Origin of the sequence: Chryseobacterium sp. JM1, from assembly GCF_000737715.1 — a bacterium.
In the GTDB taxonomy this organism is placed as follows: Bacteria; Bacteroidota; Bacteroidia; order Flavobacteriales; family Weeksellaceae; genus Chryseobacterium.
The window spans coordinates 75,724-96,187 of sequence record NZ_JPRN01000006.1; the positions used below are offsets into that span (position 1 = coordinate 75,724).

Annotated in this window: 16 protein-coding genes and 1 riboswitch; of the genes, 12 read left to right on the forward strand and 4 right to left on the reverse strand. The window is 40.2% G+C overall.

Annotation, left to right across the window (positions count from 1 at the left end; translation table 11 throughout):
* Positions 1 to 21 precede the first annotated feature (21 nt).
* Genes IW22_RS12135 through IW22_RS12145 form a run of 3 tightly spaced genes read left to right on the forward strand, consistent with a single transcriptional unit; the run spans position 22 to position 3,161 of the window.
* Positions 22 to 1,488 (forward strand): DUF5687 family protein, encoded by a 1,467-nt coding sequence (locus tag IW22_RS12135; protein WP_034726875.1) that lies wholly within the window; start codon positions 22 to 24, stop codon positions 1,486 to 1,488.
* 3 nt (positions 1,489 to 1,491) lie between these two features.
* Positions 1,492 to 2,211, forward strand: coding sequence for an ABC transporter ATP-binding protein (locus IW22_RS12140; RefSeq protein ID WP_034726876.1), 720 nt, complete (start codon positions 1,492 to 1,494; stop codon positions 2,209 to 2,211).
* A gap of 14 nt (positions 2,212 to 2,225) precedes the next feature.
* The gene (locus IW22_RS12145) at positions 2,226 to 3,161 is read left to right on the forward strand and encodes a Dyp-type peroxidase (RefSeq protein WP_034726877.1); all 936 of its coding nucleotides are present in this window, start codon (positions 2,226 to 2,228) and stop codon (positions 3,159 to 3,161) included.
* Between the two features lie 43 nt (positions 3,162 to 3,204).
* Here the strand turns inward: IW22_RS12145 and IW22_RS12150 are convergent, their stop codons facing one another.
* The 3 genes from IW22_RS12150 to fumC all read right to left on the reverse strand — a co-directional run bounded on the left by IW22_RS12150 (position 3,205) and on the right by fumC (position 5,315).
* Positions 3,205 to 3,411, reverse strand: coding sequence for a hypothetical protein (locus IW22_RS12150; RefSeq protein ID WP_034726878.1), 207 nt, complete (start codon positions 3,409 to 3,411; stop codon positions 3,205 to 3,207).
* Positions 3,412 to 3,438: 27 nt separating this feature from the next.
* Positions 3,439 to 3,633, reverse strand: a complete 195-nt coding sequence (locus IW22_RS24015; protein ID WP_228384039.1) for a hypothetical protein — start codon at positions 3,631 to 3,633, stop codon at positions 3,439 to 3,441.
* A gap of 287 nt (positions 3,634 to 3,920) precedes the next feature.
* Positions 3,921 to 5,315, reverse strand: coding sequence for a class II fumarate hydratase (gene fumC / locus IW22_RS12155; RefSeq protein ID WP_034726879.1), 1,395 nt, complete (start codon positions 5,313 to 5,315; stop codon positions 3,921 to 3,923).
* Positions 5,316 to 5,451: 136 nt separating this feature from the next.
* On the opposite strand from fumC, the gene IW22_RS12160 reads away from it, so the two are divergent.
* Both IW22_RS12160 and IW22_RS12165 read left to right on the forward strand, forming a co-directional pair.
* On the forward strand, positions 5,452 to 7,059 hold the full coding sequence (locus IW22_RS12160) for a fumarate hydratase (RefSeq protein WP_034726880.1): 1,608 nt from the start codon (positions 5,452 to 5,454) through the stop codon (positions 7,057 to 7,059).
* 93 nt (positions 7,060 to 7,152) lie between these two features.
* Complete coding sequence (locus IW22_RS12165; protein ID WP_175548930.1) at positions 7,153 to 7,437, forward strand: hypothetical protein; 285 nt, start codon at positions 7,153 to 7,155, stop codon at positions 7,435 to 7,437.
* 96 nt (positions 7,438 to 7,533) lie between these two features.
* Here IW22_RS12165 and IW22_RS12170 read toward each other — a convergent pair whose 3' ends face one another.
* A complete protein-coding gene (locus IW22_RS12170; protein WP_165571886.1) occupies positions 7,534 to 8,406 on the reverse strand; it encodes a helix-turn-helix domain-containing protein in 873 nt (290 codons plus the stop codon).
* 151 nt (positions 8,407 to 8,557) lie between these two features.
* Here IW22_RS12170 and IW22_RS12175 point away from each other — a divergent pair, with 151 nt between their 5' ends.
* The 7 genes from IW22_RS12175 (at position 8,558) to IW22_RS12205 (ending at position 20,421) form a co-directional block, all read left to right on the forward strand.
* Positions 8,558 to 10,636, forward strand: coding sequence for a T9SS type A sorting domain-containing protein (locus IW22_RS12175; protein WP_034726882.1), 2,079 nt, complete (start codon positions 8,558 to 8,560; stop codon positions 10,634 to 10,636).
* A gap of 214 nt (positions 10,637 to 10,850) precedes the next feature.
* On the forward strand, positions 10,851 to 13,688 hold the full coding sequence (locus IW22_RS12180) for an alpha-amylase family glycosyl hydrolase (protein ID WP_034726883.1): 2,838 nt from the start codon (positions 10,851 to 10,853) through the stop codon (positions 13,686 to 13,688).
* A 103-nt stretch (positions 13,689 to 13,791) separates the two neighbouring features.
* Positions 13,792 to 13,900, forward strand: a riboswitch (SAM riboswitch).
* 100 nt (positions 13,901 to 14,000) lie between these two features.
* A complete protein-coding gene (locus IW22_RS12185; RefSeq protein WP_034726884.1) occupies positions 14,001 to 16,421 on the forward strand; it encodes a TonB-dependent receptor plug domain-containing protein in 2,421 nt (806 codons plus the stop codon).
* Positions 16,422 to 16,428: 7 nt separating this feature from the next.
* Positions 16,429 to 17,730, forward strand: coding sequence for an APC family permease (locus IW22_RS12190; RefSeq protein WP_034726885.1), 1,302 nt, complete (start codon positions 16,429 to 16,431; stop codon positions 17,728 to 17,730).
* A 164-nt stretch (positions 17,731 to 17,894) separates the two neighbouring features.
* Positions 17,895 to 18,980 carry a peptide chain release factor 1 gene (gene prfA, locus IW22_RS12195; RefSeq protein WP_034726886.1) on the forward strand — a complete coding sequence of 362 codons (1,086 nt, stop codon included), beginning with the start codon at positions 17,895 to 17,897 and terminating at the stop codon, positions 18,978 to 18,980.
* 78 nt (positions 18,981 to 19,058) lie between these two features.
* Positions 19,059 to 19,730 carry a hypothetical protein gene (locus tag IW22_RS12200; protein ID WP_034726887.1) on the forward strand — a complete coding sequence of 224 codons (672 nt, stop codon included), beginning with the start codon at positions 19,059 to 19,061 and terminating at the stop codon, positions 19,728 to 19,730.
* A gap of 16 nt (positions 19,731 to 19,746) precedes the next feature.
* Positions 19,747 to 20,421 (forward strand): hypothetical protein, encoded by a 675-nt coding sequence (locus IW22_RS12205; RefSeq protein WP_034726888.1) that lies wholly within the window; start codon positions 19,747 to 19,749, stop codon positions 20,419 to 20,421.
* The last annotated feature ends 43 nt before the right edge of the window (positions 20,422 to 20,464 follow it).

Sequence of the window (20,464 nt, forward strand, 5' to 3'; positions counted from 1 at the left end):
CTAATATAAAAAAACTAACATATGTTTCTAAAGTTCCTCAGACTGGAAATCAAGAGCTTTTTCCGCGGTACTTCTGTAGGCGTGAATCTGGCCATGAAAATCCTTCGTTTTATAGGAATCCTTTATTTTATGGCCTGTCTGGCAGGAGGTGCTTTTGCGGCGTTCTTCTACGTACGGGACGAAATGCATCAGGATCCTTTAAAAGTCGTTTCAAAATTTTTAGTGATAGCATGGGCTGTAGACTTGATCCTCAAGTACATCTGGCAGGAAATGTCTACCCAGAATATCAAGCCTTTCCTGACCCAGAATATTCCTAAAAATACATTGGTCAATTATATGCTCGTGAAAACCTTTCTTTCCGCATTGAGCTGGCTGAATTCCCTATTTTTCATTACATTCTCAATCATTGCGATGTTCAATGGATACAGTATTGTAGGTATTTTAACCTGGTTCATCGGAATTTCCTTTTTATTTTATTTGAATAATTTTATCAATATCCTGTTCAATGATAAAGAAACGATTGCCGTTGTCATAGGCTGTATATTTGCCGGAGTGGGTGCGCTTTGCTATTACAATATTGTGCCGGTACTTTCTTACTCTGAGAAATTTATTTATAGTTTCTACCAGACTCCTTACTGGATTATAATTCCAATTGTCCTGTTTTTCGGCTTATGGCGAATCTGTTTCAGCTACGTTCGCAAAGAATTCTATCTGGATCAGGGACTCGAAGCGAAGAAGCAGTTTGGGAAAACCGAAAATATCGCCTTCTTAAATAAATACGGTGTCATCGGAACATTTATCAACAATGATATCAAAATGCTGAGACGGAATAAAGTCACCAAAGGAATTCTGATTGGAAGTTTTTTCTTCCTTTTCTACGGATTGCTGATGTTCTCTTCTACAATTTACAAAACGCCGGCCATGATGATGTTTATGGGGCTGTTTGTGACCGGAGGTTTTCAGTTTCTTTTCGGGCAGAGAGTTCCTTCGTTCGACAGTTCTTATTACCCATTAATGATGACCCTGAATGTTCCTTACAAAGAATATCTCAAAGCAAAATGGTGGCTGATCAACATCATGACAGCAGCTTCAATTATCATTGCGTTATTTTATGCCTATTTCGGGTGGGAGCTCTATATCACATTTTTTGCGGCAGGGATTTATAATATCGGGGTGAATTCCCAACTTACCCTTTGGTCTGGTGCGTATAATAAAACGCAGATCGATCTTAATTCAAAAGAAAAAAGGATAGGACAGAAAAACAGTTTTAATCTGAAATCCATGCTTCTTCTAATCCCGAAAATGTTACTCCCAATGGGTGTTTTTGCTCTGTCAAAATATTTCTTCGGAATCACTGCAGGCGTTGTAAGCATTGGAATTCTGGGACTTGTAGGATTTATGCTGAGAGAAAAAATATTCGATATCATCGTTAAACAATACAAACGCGAAAAATACAGTACGCTGGACGCATTTAAAAACAAAGACTAAATTATGATTACCATCAATAACTTATCCAAGACCTACGGAACTGCGACAGTTCTTAATATTGAGCATCTTGAAATTCCTAACGGTGAAACTTTTGGGCTGGTAGGGAATAATGGAGCCGGGAAAACCACGCTTTTTAGTCTTATGCTTGACCTGATCCAGCCTACGACAGGCTTTGTAAGCATCGAGGATATTAAAGTCAATGAATCTGAAGCCTGGAAAAACAAAGTGTCTGCTTTTGTAGATGATACTTTCCTGATCGGCTATCTGACGCCTGAAGAATATTTCTATTTCATCGGCGAATTGAGAGGTCAGAATAAAGCTTCTGTAGACGAATTTTTAAAACCTTTCCATGATTTTTTCAATGGAGAAATTCTTAATTCTGGAAAATATGTCCGTGACTTATCAAAAGGAAACCAGAAAAAGGTAGGAATCATCGGAGCTGTCATCGGAAATCCGGAAATCATTATCTTAGATGAACCTTTTGCGAATCTGGATCCATCAACCCAGATTAAACTTAAAAATTTAATTAAAGAACTTTCAAAGCAGGACGGGGTTACTTTTCTGATCTCTAGCCATGACCTTTCCCATACAACCGAAGTATGCAACAGAATTGTCGTAGTGAATAAAGGACAGCTTGTGAAAGACATCAAGACCAATCCGGAAACATTGAAGGATCTGGAGCAGTATTTTGCAGATCAGGTTTCTATGCCGGCAGAAGTTTAACTGATATAAAAATAATGAGTATAGAATCCCAAAACGTCACAGACTATCCCAACAGCAACACTATTTTTATGGTGTGGAAACTGAATGAAAGCCCGCAGCTGAAAGATGTTTTCCAGCAGCTTTGTGCTTTGGTCCTCAATCTTAATAATTCGGCTTTCAACAGGTTTCCGGACAGTAGAGTAAGCTGCGTAATGGGAATTGGTGCTGATGCCTGGAAAAAACTGGAACTTCCGACACCGTTACCGAAAGAACTGATCAGTTTTGAAGAAATTAAAGGAGTAAAACATACGGCTGTTTCTACACCCGGAGATCTTCATTTTCACCTGAGAGCAGATAATAAAAGCCTTATTTTCGATATGGCGATAGAGATCTCAAAACTTTTGAGCTCCGTTGCCGAAAGTATTCTTGAAATCCATGGATTCAAATATTGGGATGCCCGTTCCATTCTCGGTTTTGTAGACGGAACCGAAAATCCGCATGGAGAAGACCGCGATTATTTTGCGAAAATTGGCGATGAAGATCTTCAGTATAAAGGCGGCAGCTACTTATTTGTTCAGAAATATCTTCACAATATGGATGCCTGGAAAAGGCTTTCCAAAGAAGAGCAGGAAAAAGTAATTGGAAGATCAAAAGAGAATGATATAGAAATGTCTGATTCCGTAAAACCATCCAATTCCCATATTGCTTTGGCTAATATTGAAGGGGATAATGGTGAAGAGCTTAAGATTGTAAGAGACAATATGCCGTTTGGAAGTCCTTCTTCCAATGAGTTCGGAACGTATTTCATAGCTTATGCCAGTACATTCAGCACAACGAAGAAAATGCTGACGAATATGTTCATCGGAGATCCGCCGGGCAATTACGACAGAATTTTAGATTTCAGTACAGCAGTTACCGGAACGCTTTTCTTTGTTCCTACCAGAAATATGCTGGATGAATTTTCAGGATAAATAAAAAGGCCGGAACTTGTTTCCGGCCTTTCCATCAATTATTTTAAATAGGATCTTCCTCGATCGGTGTAGCACACATATCAACATGCACCATACACATTCCCTGGCAGGGATTGTCTGTAGGAACGCTACAGCATGCGTAATAACCGTTGTATTGGACAAGATACCAGTTCGGTGGGCAGCGTGGAACAACAGCCCCTCCGAATACGTCTTTCAGGCTGGCTCTGTTGAATTTTTTCAGGTTTTTCATGGGAAATAGTTTAATTAAAGTTTTATTTTACATAGGATCTCCTGAACACGTTCCTTCCTCAATAAGGCATAACGTCCCTTTACATGGATTACCGCCGGGAGGCATTCTGATGCAGCAGACATGATACCCGTTATATTGTAAATGAATCGTAGTACCCGGACAGGTGTGTCCTCCTAGAAATTCTTTTAAGAGATTTCTGTTTAGTTTTTTTAAATTTTTCATAAGAATAGTTTTGTATATCACTAATATAGGAAAAAATTAAATAGCACAATGTATTTTGATAAGAAATTGTAATTCAACATTTTAATAAAAATAAAAACCTCAGAATTTCTGAGGTTTTTTCTAGTATTTAATCTATTTGAATGTCAGGAAGCTTAAGGCTCTAAGACATACTACAGTGAATTTTTATTAATTCTTAAATGACACTTAATGTATTTTAAGTGATTTCTTAAAAAATTAATGCCGAACAGTAACTTCCAGCCTCCATCTTCCATCTCCCAAACCTTTATCTATTTAAGGCTTCCCACCATATCTTCCGGCTTCACCCATTCGTCAAACTGCTCAGCTGTTAAAAAGCCAAGGCCTACCGCTTCTTCTTTTAGAGTCGTTCCGTTTTTGTGGGCTGTTTTTGCAATCTTCGCTGCATTTTCGTAACCGATGTGCGTGTTTAAAGCAGTAACAAGCATTAATGATTTGTCTACCAATTCTTTAATTCTCTCATGATTCGGTTCAATACCTTCCGCACAGTGATCATTGAATGAAATACATGCATCCGCGATTAACTGAGCAGACTGAAGGAAGTTGTATGCCATTACAGGTTTGAACACATTAAGCTCGTAATTCCCCTGAGTACCTGCAAAAGAGATCGTCGTATCATTTCCAAGAACCTGAGCGCAAACCATTGTCATTGCTTCATTCTGCGTAGGATTTACTTTCCCTGGCATAATAGAAGATCCCGGCTCATTTTCAGGAATATGAATTTCCCCGATTCCCGAACGTGGTCCTGAAGCCAGCAATCTGATATCCTGAGCTATTTTGAATAAAGAAACAGCCAGTTGTTTTAAAGCACCGTGAGATTCCACAATAGCATCGTGAGCAGCCAGAGCTTCAAATTTATTTTCTGCCGTAACAAATGGATGGTTCGTAAACTTCGCAATATATTCAGCTACTTTTACATCATAACCATTGGGTGTATTCAGTCCTGTACCTACGGCAGTTCCGCCCAAAGCAAGTTCAGAAAGGTGAGGAAGGGTATTTTTCAACGCTTTCAGACCATATTCAAGCTGAGCTTTGTAGCCTGAAAATTCCTGCCCAAGGGTAAGAGGAGTGGCATCCATAAGGTGTGTTCTCCCGATTTTTACAATATCTTTAAATGCTTCTGCCTTTGCAGCAATCGTGTTTTTTAATTTTTCAACAGCCGGAATTGTTACTTCAACCACTTTTTTGTACGCAGCAATATGCATCGCCGTTGGGTAAGTATCATTGGAAGACTGGGATTTGTTCACATCATCATTCGGATGAATTTCAGATTTATCGCCTAAAGTTCCGCCATTGTTCACATGAGCTCTGTTGGAAACCACTTCATTGATATTCATATTGGACTGTGTCCCTGAACCCGTCTGCCAGATTACCAGAGGAAACTGGTCGTTAAGTTTTCCTTCAAGGATTTCGTCACATACTTTAGCGATCATATCTCTTTTTTCTGCGGGAAGAACACCAAGATCCGTATTGGTATAAGCAGCTGCCTTCTTTAAAAATGCAAAAGCTTCAATGATTTCGTGAGGCATAGAACCCTCAGGTCCAATCTTAAAATTGTTTCTTGAACGTTCAGTCTGTGCTCCCCAAAACTTGTCAGCAGGCACCTGAACCTCTCCCATAGTATCCTTTTCGATTCTGTAATTCATTGTGATTGAAATTTTTATAAAGTTAATCATAAACGCAGAATCCCGCAATTTATAACCATTATAAATATCAATATGGATGAGTGATTTTACTCATGTTTTTTTAAGGATGACGTATTTTTGCACAAACAAAAATTGAATGGATTTTAGATATCAGGATCCGTATCCGATCCAGAAAGATGATACGGTGTATAAAAAATTGACATCAGACTATGTAAAGGTTGAACAATTAGGAGAAAGAGAGATCTTAACCATTGATCCGAAGGGACTGGAGCTTTTGGCCGAAGAAGCCATGGCCGATGTTTCTTTCATGCTTCGTTCTTCTCACCTTGAAAGTCTCCGAAAAATCATCGATGATCCGGAAGCTACAGATAACGACAGATTCGTTGCTTACAATCTCTTGCAGAATGCTGCTGTGGCGGTGGAAGGAGCTCTTCCTTCTTGCCAGGACACAGGTACGGCCATTGTCATGGGTAAAAAAGGAGAAAGTGTTTACACCGGAGTGGATGACGGAGAATACCTGAGCAAAGGAATTTACAATACCTATCAGAAAAGAAACCTAAGATATTCTCAGGTGGTACCTTTGACGATGTTTGACGAAAAAAATTCAGGTTCTAATCTTCCGGCACAGATTGATATTTATGCTAAAAAAGGAGATTATTACGAATTTTTGTTTTTAACGAAAGGAGGAGGATCTGCCAACAAAACATTCTTATACCAAAAGACAAAATCATTATTGAATGAAAAGTCTCTTGAAGCATTTGTAAAAGAAAGAATTTCAGACCTTGGAACCGCTGCATGCCCGCCTTATCACCTGGCTCTTGTGATCGGGGGAACTTCTGCTGAAGCCAATCTTGCTGCTGTGAAAAAAGCGTCTGCAAAATATTACGACAACCTTCCGACAGAAGGAAATGAAGGCGGACAGGCTTTCAGAGACCTTGAATGGGAAGCTAAAGTTCAGAAAATCTGCCAGGAAAGTGCTATCGGAGCGCAGTTTGGAGGGAAATACCTTACCCACGATGTAAGAGTGATCAGACTTCCGCGTCATGCTGCTTCCTGTCCTGTAGGAATGGGAGTTTCGTGTTCTGCAGATAGAAATATCAAAGGGAAAATCACAAAAGAAGGTATTTTCCTTGAGCAGCTGGAAGAAAATCCAAAGAGATTCTTACCGGATACGCCACCACACCTGGAGGAAGCTGTTGAAATCAATCTGAACAAGCCAATGCCTGAGATACTGGCCGAGCTGTCTAAATATCCTATCAAAACAAGATTAAAATTAAACGGAACGCTGATCGTTGCCAGAGATATTGCCCACGCAAAAATCAAAGAGATCATCGACAGCGGACAACCGATGCCTGAATATTTCAAAAATCACCCGATCTACTACGCAGGACCTGCGAAAACACCGGAAGGAATGGCTTCAGGAAGTTTTGGGCCTACCACTGCCGGAAGAATGGATGTCTATGTAGATGAATTCCAGAGCCACGGTGGAAGCATGATTATGTTGGCCAAAGGAAACAGAAGTAAAGATGTGACCACGGCTTGCGGTAAATACGGAGGCTTCTATCTGGGATCTATCGGCGGACCGGCAGCAATTTTGGCCAAAGACAATATTGTGTCTGTAGATATCGTAGACTTCCCTGAATTAGGGATGGAAGCAGTAAGAAAGATCGAAGTAAAAGACTTCCCGGCGTTCATCATTACGGACGATAAAGGCAACGACTTCTTCGCGGATCTTGCCCATTAATTAGTTTAAAATCAAAATAAATTAGAAAATAGGGCTTGTATGTTTTGTGTACAACGCAAAAAAGTCCTATTTTTGCCTAAAATCTTTAAGAGAATGATAACGATTTTATCAGCATTTTGGCCGTTCTACCAGTTCCTATGGACTGTATTCTTTATAATTATGTTCTTAGTAGGGTTCTGGTGTATCTTCATGTTCTTCGGTTTGGTAATCCCAATGTGGTTAACTGAAGGTCTGAAAGAATATTTCGGAAAAGTAAAACCTTTTGATCCGGAAGATATCAGAAGAAAAGAGCTTAATGAGCAGGAAGGCGTAGAAGTAGTCTTCAGCAATCCTAAAGGAAACGGACCTTTCCTACACGATCACGGACATCATCATTAATTGACTGTCATTGCTTTTTCACCTTAATTCTGAAAAAGTAATATCAAAGCAAAACAACATATATAAACCGCTTAATTTTTTAGGCGGTTTTTCTGTTTAGTATCCGTTTCTCAGTTTTTCCGGAGAAACCCCGAATTTCTTTTTGAATGCCCGGGTAAAGTTCTGAACATATTCATATCCGCATTCAATAGCAATTTCTTTGATCATAATACCTTTGTCGATGATCATTTTCTTTGCTTTCAGCATTCTCAGTTCTGAAATATAATCGGAAACCGTCATCTGATATTGCGCCTTAAATTCCTTCCTGATCTTATTCTGATTGATTCCCGTAAGCTTCCCGATATCTTCCGCACGGATATTCTTGTGATAATTTTCATCAATGAATTTTTTAATCACAAAAGAAGTTCCAGGCTCTGTTTGTATGGTGTTTTTTTCATTGAACTGTTCAAAAATTAAAATCAGAAGTTTAATGATCTTGGCTTCGACAAATAACCGCTGCACCATTCCTTTTTTTGAATAACTGATCAGCTCGTTCAGAATCATATGCATTTCCACAGTCATATAAGGCGGCGTTCTTTGATGAAGAAAAATATAATTGTTCCGGATCATGTTTTCGAGAATATCTGCATTTTCCTTGCTAGATTCCGGATCGATGAGGTTAAAAATATATTGATAATTAATCTGAATCTGAAAATATTTTAAGGCTTCCTGGCTTTCTGTCCAAAGCTCTGCGGTACTTTCCTGGGATGAATAATGAAGGATATACTGGTTTTTCCTGAATAGAAATTTGGTCTCACAGTCATTGGCTTCCAGTTTAATGTTCGGGCTCAGCAGAAAAAGCAGGCTGAAGCTTGCCCTGCTTTCAATCATATGCAATCTTGAAAACTTTTCAGGCTGTGGGTCTTCCTGCATGACGATCTTGATGTTGTCTGAACTGAATAACAGTCCACTCCTGGAGAGATTCTTCATAGGAAATGATTTTACGGGCATGGTACAATTTGAAACAAAAGCCTTACATCAGATAACAAAAAGTTTGGAAATGATAACTCAGGGTTAAGAATGTAAAGTAATTTTGTGCAAAATTAAATTAAATTTAGAATAATTAAAAATAATATTAGATATGTTTCAAAATTTACATTTTGCGATCCGTAAAATAGGAGCTGGTTTGGCCTTGCTAACCATCGCAGGAAGTTATCTATATGCCCAGCAATGGGAGGATGTAGGAGGCGTGCAGGGAGTTTCAGCGGGTGGAAGCAGTTATAACAATCTGGCAGTAGATCAGGCTGGAAACTATTATCTTTCTTATTATGATACTTCAGTGGCTAAAGGTTCTGTGCAGAAATTCAACGGGACTTCATGGTCTTATGTAGGCGGAACAGCAGGAATTACAGAAGGTACAGCAACCTTTAATTCATTATCTCTTGACGGTTTAGGAAATATTTTTTACACCAATCAGGTAGGATATCCGGGATCCGGAATTGCAGTCCGTCAGTTTAACGGAACTTCATGGACACAGCTTCCAAAAGCTACGGAATCTGCTGCCAACTATCATGCTTCTGCGGTTTCTCCATCTAATGTGCTGTTTACATTCGGGGGACAGAACTCAGGAACTGTGCAGCGTTATGCAAACGGAGCCTGGGAGCAGGTAGGAAATACAGGTTTTTCAAACGGAGCATCATTTGCAGAAATGGTGATCGGATCCAATCAGAAAATTTATACATGCAACATCGCATCGGGTGTAAGAGTATATGAGAACAGCACATCAGCGGTAGCTACAGATACATGGACACTGGTGGGAGGAACGATCGTAGATGCGGCTTCTTCTTCTGAACAATACACTTCTGATATTGCGATAGATGGTAACAACAATCTTTATGTAGCATATGTTGCCAGTTCAGCAAACGGTCAGAAACTTAACGTTAAGAAATTTAACGGAAATGCATGGATACAGCTTGGTCAGGCTGATTTTTCTAATGGCAGAGTACAGCATGTAGCGATTACAGTGACGGCATCCGGAGAGCCATTTGTAGTGGCCAGCCGTTTTGAGGACAACGACTTATTAAGAAATACAGTTTATAAATTCGATACTGCTGCGCAGAATTGGGTAACCTACGGTGGAGATTTTATTTCCACAGGAGAAGCTAAATATAATGACCTTGCAATTGACAAGGCGAATAATTACTTAGTCCTTGCTTATTCCGAGGATGGTACCAAAGTGAAAAGAATTCCACTGAACGGAACGCCTCCGGGATGTACCAATACAGATCCTGGAAGCAATGCAGGAGATACAGGCTGTGTAACTTTTACTTACCGTGGACAAACGGTAACGTATTCAACGGTAAGAGGAGCCGAGGGAAACATCTGGATGCAGCAAAACCTTGGAAGTTCCCAGGTAGCATCTTCATTAGGGGATGAAGCATCGTACGGAGATCTTTTCCAGTGGGGAAGATGGGATGATGGCCACCAGCTGAGAAATTCGGCTACGGCAGCGCCTACAACACCGAATTCACCGGACGGACTGGCTGGTTCTGGTGCTTTCATCATCGGATCACCTTCATGGTGGAGTACTTTTGCCGCTACCGACAAATGGACCGCTTCCAATGCGGCGAATGTATCTGTCAACGTAGGAGCAGATCCCTGTATGGCTGTAGGACCAGGTTGGAAAATGCCTTCTCAGGCTGAATGGGCAGCGGCTGTAGAGTCCGATCATATCGCAAATCCGGGAACAGCCTACAACAGTTATCTGAAGCTGCCTGCCTCAGGATACAGAAGCTCTTCCAACGGAGCCCTTACATTCGCAGGACAAAGAGGATATTTCTGGAGCTCTGACACGTCCAACTCAGGTGGAAAATACCTATACATAGGGGCTACTATTGCGAATCCTTCTTCAGGAGCGATGAGAGGACAGGGATCTGCGGTAAGATGCATCAAGACGGGTTCGGCTTTAGGAACATCAGATATCATCAAAAATACATCGGCAGTAGGATTTTATCCAAACCCTACGAACGGTGTTCTTAATATCAAAGCAGATGCACTGATCGAAAGTGTCAGTGTCATCAATATGGTAGGACAGAAACTGAATAATATCCAGTTTTCCAATAACCAGATCAATATGAACGGACTTCCGAATGGAATTTATATTGTAGAATTAAAGTTAAAGAACGGACAGGTTTTTTCTAAGAAAATTATTAAAAACTAAGTCCCGATACGTTTGATTGATCAGCAGGGGCTTTTTTAGGAAAGCCCTTTGTTGTAAAGGCATACATTGATTTATTTTAAAAAAGTTCATTACAATTACTTTTATCGTAAAGGCTCATGAAATTTTTCATGGGTCTTTTTTTATGACTTATTTTTTCACGGTGAAATGAAGTATAACAAAGAAAATTAATACTATATTCGATAAAAATAAAGAAATGAAGAAGTTTTATTCCCTTGTTTATCTGTTTGTTGCAGCACTGGTTTTCGGGCAGATCAATTATGCCGTTACTCCCAGTCCGTTCAGTGAAACCGATGCGATTACCCTGACCATTCCAGGAGACCAGATCGATGAATCAGCCTGGAATGTTTCAAATAATGCCATCTACATCTGGTCATGGTCATTTGATACCAATTATCAGAACAGCCAGGATTGTCCTACCAATGGAAGCTGGAACAGTTCCAGCGATCTGAATAAACTCACTTATAATTCAGCTGCAGATACCTATTCCTTAACCATGACTCCAACAGCTTTTTTCGGAAGAACGGGAATCGGGAGGTTCGGGTTTCTGCTAAAAGATAAAACAGGTTCCCATCAGACCTCCCCGGATATTTTTGTCAATGTTGGGGTTTTAAATTTAATGCTGACCAACCCGGCGGCGAATAGTCTGACCACAATTCCTGCAGGGACCTCTGTTAATATTACAGCGACCACTAATGTAGATGCTACATTTCAGTTAAAGGCAAACGGAACGGTTGTGAATACGGCATCTGCTCCTTCACAATCTTACATCTATAGCTATACGATGACTCAGGATGCCAACATGGAACTGATTGCTACTGATATAAATTCCAACTCAAAGAACGCTGCTTTTCTGCTGCAGATTCCCCGGACTGTATTTTCAGAAGCCATTCCCGGCTGGATCAGACAGGGGATTAATTATCATTCTTCAGACCAGACGAAAGTGGGACTTGCCCTGTACGCGCCTCATAAAAATTTTGTGCACGTTATCGGAAGTTTTAATAACTGGGCGGTGAATGATGCCTATTTAATGAAAAGAGATACTGCCAATCCTGATCTTTACTGGATTGAATTAAATGGACTGACTCCACAACAGTTATATACTTTCCAATACAGAACCAATGATCTTAAAAAAGTAGCGGATCCTTATTCACCGCAGATTTTATCATCCTATGATGATCAGTGGATTTCAAGTACAACGTATCCCAATTTACCTCCGTTTCCTGCAGGTCAGGGCTTCGAAGTTTCAACCTTTAAAACCGGGCAGGCTCCTTACAGCTGGCAGGTGACCAATTTTCAGAGACCGGCAAAGGAAGATTTGGTGGTGTATGAATTATTGCTGAGAGATTTTACACAGGAAAAAAACTGGCAGTCACTCATCAATAAGATTTCTTATTTGAAAAACTTAAATATCAATGCCATTGAGCTGCTTCCCATTATGGAATTTGAAGGGAACTTATCATGGGGCTATAATACATCTTTTCACTACGCGCTGGATAAAGCGTACGGAACGCCCGAAAAATTCAAAGAATTTGTAGATCTGTGCCACCAGAACGGGATCGCTGTTATTTTAGATATCGCTTTTAATCATGCAACAGGACGCTCTCCACTGGCCAGACTGTGGAATATAGATCCTGATGGAGACGGTTTCGGGGAGATTGCAGCCAACAATCCTTATTTCAATCAGGTTCCCAAACATTCCTATAATGTATTCAACGATTTTAACCACACTAGTCCTTCAACTCAATATTACGTTGAAAGAAGCCTTCAGCAATGGCTGACCGAGTATCATATCGATGGATTCCGTTGGGATTTAACGAAAGGTTTTACCCAAAACTGTTCTGAAAATGATGAAGCCTGTACCAATGCTTACCAGCAGGACAGAGTAGATATTATGAAACATTATGCAGACAGGCAGTGGGCCATAGATCCCAATTCTTATATGATTTTCGAACATTTGGGAACAGATGCGGAAGAGCAGCAGTGGGCGAACTACAGAGTTGCTGAAGGAAAAGGCGTAATGCTGTGGAATAAGCAGACAGATCCATACAATCAAAATACGATGGGATATGCGGAGAACAGCAATTATGACAGAATGAATCACGCGCTTCACGGCTTTACCAATATGCATGCTGTAGGATATGGAGAAAGTCATGATGAAGAAAGACTGATGTTCAAGAACCTTGCCTACGGAGCAGTGAACGGCGGCTACAATGTCACCAATCTGAACACAGCCCTTGAAAGAATGAAGACATTCGGGGCGACTTTCTTTACCATTCCCGGCCCGAAAATGATCTGGCAGTTTGGAGAACTGGGGTATGAATTCAGTATCAACCGTTGTGCAAACGGAAGCATCAACAGCGGTTGCCGTACAGATGAAAAGCCGGTTGCCTTCACATTGGGCTATGATACCCATGCAAACCGAAAAGCGGTTTATGATACCTGGGCTAAAATTATCAATATCAGAAAGACTTATCCGGTTTTCAAGTCAAAAACCTATACCATAGAATCCAACAACCTTACTAATGATCCTGCGGGTCTGATCACTAGGATTTATGTGTACGATAATGCCATAAACGGAGTGAAGAATGTGGTAGTTCTGGCTAATTACAGCACTTCGGCTCAGAATGTTATCCCCTATTTCCCATATGCAGGACAATGGCAGAATCTGATGGATCAATCCATCTCAAATTTTGCCTCTACAACAACTCCGGTTATGCTGCAGCCGGGAGAATTCAGAATTTTTGGAAATTACGCAGGAGCGTTGTCAACAATGGATGTGAATGCTGCCAACAAACTGTCCCTTCAGATTGCAGATAATCCTGTGAAAAACGGCTCTGCAAAATTAATTTACCATAAAGCGAAGAACGGAGAGATCGTTATTTTTGATATGAGTGGTAAAAGAATGGATTCATTTAAATTAAATCAGGAAAACGGAACCTATGAACTCAAAGCAGATTATCCGCCGGGAACCTATCTCGTTCATCTCCGCTCTGAAACAGGTACAGCTATTCAGAAGATGATCATTCAATAATAAAAACAAAAGGGGTAATGAAAGTTATCCCTTTTTTATTCTCACCGGAGAATATGTAAATCTACTTTTTGGTAATTAAAAATATTAGTCTACTTTTGCAGTAGATTTATCAAGAAAGGTGGAGGGATTTGGCCCTATGAAACCTTAGCAACCTGCACGTCTCTAAAAAGTGTAAAGGTGCTAATTCCAGCCCGTTGCGGGGAAGATGAGCAAAGTCACTATTCTGACAACAATTCCATTTCTTGAAGTCTTTTTATTAACTGCGGATTAGGTCTGCGGAAGCATTTTATTATTAATTTACAAGAACGAAAGATGAAAAAATTAAGTCTGTCTGTGATACTCCTGGGAGCTGTTTTAGTGAATGCACAGGAGCAGGAAAAAGGAACTCAGATCGAAGACGTGGTAATCGTAGGAAACCGGAATGCCAAAAGAACAAAACTGGAAACACCGGTGCCTGTAGACATTATCAATATAGAAAAATTGCAGAAATCTGCCCCTCAGACTACGGTTCAGGATCTTCTGAACTATGTGATTCCGTCATTTAATACCGTGAGACAGTCTGCTTCAGATGGGACGGAACATATCGATCCGGTAACTTTAAGAGGAATGGGACCTGATCAGGTTTTGGTGCTGATCAACGGTAAAAGAAGACACAGTACTTCATTGGTTAATTATCAGAACACGGTAGGAAACGGTTCTGTAGGAACGGATTTGAGTACCATTCCGGTGATCGCTATCGACAGGATTGAAGTTTTAAGAGATGGAGCAGCCGCTCAGTACGGTTCAGATGCAATCGCTGGAGTGGTGAATATTATTCTCAAGAAAGACATCGGAGCATCAGCTTCTGCGTCCTACGGAATCAGTGGGAGAAATGATGGGGAAACCTATCAGGCAGGAATCAATTACGGATCTTCTTTGGGTAAAAAAGACAGCTATGTGAATCTTTCACTACAGCTGAGCCACCGGGGAAAGACAACAAGAACTCAAAATCATGATCTTGACATCTTCGGGGAAAATTTCGCCTATGAATTTGCAGATGACCCGGAAGGAGCAAGGGCACTTGATGATCAGAAATTAAGAGAAAGAGGGCTTACCCGTGATGATTTTAATTTTCAGATCGGCGATGCACAGATCCGACAGGCGCAGTTATTTTTTAACTCCGAATATCCGTTAAGTGAAAGTCTGAAACTCTATTCTTTTGGAGGTTTCAGTATTAAAGAAGGAAAAGGTTTTGGTTTCAGAAGACTTCCAAGTGAAACATCCAATGTGGTGTCTTCTATTTATCCCAACGGCTTCCAGGCTTCTCTGGGCTCGCAGGTTTATGATTTTTCATATGCTGTAGGTGCGAAATACAATGTGAATAACTGGTTTATTGATTTAAGCAACACATTCGGAAGCAATACATTCAATTACAATGTTAATAATACCAACAACGCTTCATTAGGTGCAAAATCTCCCACCAGTTTTTATGCCGGAGCGCACAGTTTCCTTCAAAATACCGTTAATCTTGATGTTTCTAAAAATCTAAATCAGTTTAATGTTGCATTTGGTGGAGAATTCCGTTTTGAACAGTACGAAATCAAGGCGGGAGATGAAGCATCCTATACACGCTATGACATCAATGGAAATCCGGCCGTTCCGGGTTCTACAGTGGAAGGAAATGGAGGTTCACAGTCGTTTATCGGTTTTTCACCGGACAATGCTGTAAAAAAATCAAGACATTCAGCGGCGGTGTATGCCGATGTCTCTTATGATATCGCTAAAAAGTTGAATATAGATCTGGCCGGAAGATTTGAAAATTATTCAGATTTTGGAAATACGTTGAACGGAAAACTGGCGGTGAGGTATGAGTTTGTAAAAAACTATGCGGTACGGGCGGCTGTGGGAACAGGTTTCAGAGCACCTTCTCTTCAGCAGCAGTATTTTAATAATTCCTACGCAGATATTTCTACTTCAGGATCGGGAATTGTGACCAAAGGAATTTTCAGGAATGACAGTGATGCGGCAAAAGCACTCGGATTTGATCAGTTAAAACAGGAAACTTCAGTAAACGCAAGCGCAGGATTTACACTGAAACCTGCCAACAGATTATTTATAACCATTGATGGATATTGGATTAAAGTAAAAGACAGAATTGTGATCACGAGTAATATTGATGATCCGAGACTGGCTCAGTACAACGTAGAAAGCGGAAGATTCTTCGCCAATGCCATTGATACCGAGACAAAAGGTGTTGATGTCGTGGTCACTTACGACTGGAAACTCGGCGGCGGAAATTTGAATATCAACTTAGCAGGAAATTATACAGAAACGAAGATTAAAGATTTCCATTTTCCTGAAAAGCTCGTGCCTACGCAGGATCAGTTTTTCGGGCCGGATCAGATCAACATCATAGAAACCCTTTCACCTAAAACAAAAGCTTCACTGGGACTGAATTACGCCATCGGAAAATTCAATTTCATGGTAAGAAATACGTATTTTGGTCAGGTCATCAGAGACGGTTATCCGTTCGGAAAAGTACAGAACTTCTCTCCAAAGGTGGTAACGGATGTGAGTGTGGGATATGACATAACGAAAACCATCAATCTGACCGTGGGAGCCAATAATGTATTTGATGTTTTCCCGGATCTTCAGATCTATGCGAATTCCTATTATGGTGTCTTTAAATATGCGCCGGTTCAGATGGGAACGCTGGGAAATTACTTTTTCGGAAGGCTTAATTTTAATTTTTAACAGATCAATGAGTACTGCTACACACCAGATCGGCTGGAAAACCGCTGCCGCTATTGTCGTTTCCAATATGATTGGGACGGGGATATTTACGACTTTAGGTTTTCAGCTGTCTGATATTACCAATACCTACAGCATTTTCCTGTTGTGGATCATTGGCGGGATTCTCGCTTTGTTCGGGGCATTTTGCTACGCGGAGCTTGGGTCCTATTTCAAAGGAAACGGGGGAGATTATATTTACCTCAAAGAAACCTATCATCCGGTTTTCGGATATCTGGTCAGCTGGATCTCCCTGATTATCGGATTTTCTGCACCGGTTGCTCTGGCTGCCCTGGCAATGTCAAAATACCTATCAGCTTTTAATTACACCTTTGGAAACGGTTTTGCGATCGGATTCATATTTCTGGTGGCTGCGACATTATCATTCAGCCTCAAGACTTCCAGTAGGTTTCATAACTTTTTCACCTTTATCAAAATTGCTTTTATTATTGTTCTGGTCATCCTTGGCGTTGTACTTCCGGGATCTGCGGCAGGAAATAGTCTGGAATTTGGAAACAACTGGCAGGATGAAATCATGCTTCCCGCTTTTGCCACTTCGCTGGTTTTTGTCACCTATTCCTATACCGGTTGGAATTCTGCATCCTACATCGCGGGAGAAATAAAACAGGTGCAGAGGAACCTTCCCAGAGCTTTGATTGTGGGAACAGTTTTCGTTACGGTAAGTTATCTGCTGGTCAATTTTATCATGCTGAAACATGCGCCTGTAAGCCAGATGGCCGGAAAAGAAGATGTGATGGGCGAAGCAGCGGGTAATATGCTGGGAATCGGTTTCGGGAAAATCGTCAATATTTTTATTGCCCTGCAACTGATTGCGACGATCAGTGGTTATTTATGGGTAGGATCAAGACTGACGCAGGCTTTTGCAAAGGAAAATCATTTATGGAGATCACTGGCAGTCAATAATAAAAAAGGAATTCCGGTAAGAGCCATTTTTGCCCATGCGGTGATTGCTTCGGTGATTATCCTGACGGGAAGTTTTAAAGAGATTTTTGTCTATACCGCATTTATTCTGCAACTATTCGCCAGCCTATCTATTTCTACGGTTTTCTTTCTTAAAAAAGATCAGCGGAAAATTTTCAAATCCAATCTGTTTTACATATTTCCTGCAGTTTTTCTGCTTTTCAGCATCTATATTCTCTATTTTACCCTCATCCATAATCCTAAAGAGAGTATCATAGGACTGGGAATTGTAGCGTTTGGACTTGTTTTATATGTTGTTGATAAAAAGTTTTTTAAAAAGCCATCTGAATAATGATTCAACTGAACATGTTAGTCGGTTTTAAGCTAAAACAGCTTTTAATTATCTTAAAAATATCATAAACATAAATGGTTCAAAAAATTATGCTGATTTGATTGTATAAAGGAATTTTAATTTGAATTAATAATTCTTATCTTTGCACTCTCAAAAATTGCAGAATGTCTAAATCATTAATTCCAAAACTAGAAGCTATTAAACAAAGATATAATGAGGTTGCAGACCTTATTATACAGCCTGATATTATTTCAGATCAAAAAAAATATTCTTCTCTGAACAAAGAATACAGTGATTTGGGCAAGATTGTAAGAGTGTACGATCAGTATAAAGGTGCTTTAGATAATATTGCAGAATCTGATGAAATCATCGCTGATGGCTCAGACAGAGACCTGGTAGATCTTGCGAAAGAAGAAAAAATGGAAGCTCAGGCTAAACTTCCGGGACTGGAAGAAGAGCTGAAAGTTTTACTGATTCCTAAAGATCCTGCAGACGACAAAAATATTATTGTGGAATTACGTGCCGGTACCGGTGGTGATGAAGCTGCTATTTTTGTGGAAGATGTTTACAGAATGTACAGCATGTACTTCAAAACAAAAGGTTGGAGACATGAAGTAACCGATTCCAATGAAGCGGCAAAAGGCTACAAAGAACTCATCATGAAGGTGGAAGGAGAAGGCGTTTACGGAATTATGAAATTCGAGTCCGGAGTTCACCGTGTACAGCGTGTTCCTGAAACAGAATCTCAGGGTAGAGTTCACACCTCTGCGATTACAATTGCCGTATTACCGGAAGCTGAAGAAGTGGATTTCGAACTGAATCCTGCCGATATTGAAATGCAGACATCCCGTTCAGGTGGAGCCGGAGGTCAGAACGTAAACAAGGTTGAAACGAAAGTTCAGCTGACGCACAAACCTTCAGGGATGGTGGTTGTTTGTCAGCAGGCACGTTCTCAGCTGGCTAACCGTGAATTGGCAATGGAAATGTTGAGAACCAAACTATACGATATCGAATTGCAGAAAGTTCAGGGTGATATTGCAGCACAGCGTAAATCAATGGTGTCTACCGGTGACCGTTCTGCAAAGATCAAAACCTACAACTATCCTCAGGGAAGGGTGACAGATCACAGGATCAACAAATCCATGTACAATCTGGATGCCTATATGAACGGAGATATCTCTGAAATGATTGATGCCGTGATCATGGCGGAAAACGCAGAGAAAATGAAGGGAGAAGAAGAAAACTATTAAAAACAGATATATCAATCAGGCTCTTGAATTTCAAGAGCTTTTTTTTGCTTTAAATTCAGCATATTAAAAAACTACATTATGAAAGGAACGATGAGAGTTGTATTACTGATGCTGCTGTTCTGTATTCAGAATCTGTCTGCACAAACGGATGCTCTGAAACCGGAGCAGGTATTCGGGATGTATTTTAATACTTTTGTAAAACAGGATGAGCGTGCCCTCCAGCAGCTTAATGACTATCTTGTACCATTCCTCGGAGCGGAAAACACGTATACAATAGACATGAACAAATCTTTTAATGATGAAGTTCAAAATCTTACCGGAAGCTTCCTTGCCCATCTTCCAAAAGAAACGGCGGCCGGATGCAGGGCAGAAGCGGGAGAATATTTCAGTGCCCTTTTAAACAATGTAAAGAACACCGGATACGTTATAAAAAACACAAAAGAAGTTAAAAATGAATATGCAGATAACAGTTGGGTGACAGAACTTAGCGTGGATCTCAGCTTTCCTGTTCCGACAAACGTTTCTGCATTAAAACTTGAAGAGGCCAAAAAAATGACGGCAGAAGATTTGAAGAGCTATTTAAAAAACAAAACGAAAGCTTTTGCAAAATCAGAGAAGAAAACGACGGTACAACAGGTTTTTAAACTTTATCAGGTTAAAAAGGAAGGAAACACCTATTACTGGAACGGCGGCCCGCAGGAATTAGTCTGGAAGCTGAATGAGTCCTATTTTAAATCCTTAAATCATTAAAAAACAAAATATCAATATGAAAAATTTTAAAATCATCATACTACTGATGCTGGCTGTTCTAAGTCAGAATCTGATGGCTCAGACCGAGGTGAAAAAACCTTCTGAAGTCTTTGAAATGTACTTTGGTGCTTTCGTGAACAATGATACTGCTGTCCTGAACAAGTTGAATGATTATTTAAGGCCAACCGTAGAAGGTGAAACGGCTTATCAGGTTGATTTTAATACCGTTTCGCTGGAAATGATGAAAGAAAGCACCGATCATTTTTTATCTGTTTTTCCCAAAGAAACTGCCGATGCGTGCAGAAAAGAAGCAGAAGCATACTTTAGTGCAATGATGGAGAATTTCAAGAGAGGAAAGCTCACCGTTAAAGATGTAAAAATAGTACAGAATGAACATGTAGAAGATCAGAAAATTGCTGAGGTAAATTTTTCCGTAAGTTTCAGGGTTCCTGCGAAATTTTCCGATATTCCACCTGGTGATATTAAAAACGTAAAGCCCGAAGAATTGAAAAAATACCTGGTTCAAAGTGTAAGAGATTTCAAAGCTGCTGATAAAACGGTAGTTACCGACCAGAAGTTTAGTCTGTATCAGTTGAATGAAGGTGGAAAAACGTACTATTGGAATGGCGGCCCTGATGAAATAGTTTCAGGATTAACCGATTTTTACTTTGAAAGTTTCGGGTCTAAATAACGAACTGTAGAAAATATTTCTATACTAAAAGCTCTGATTTCAG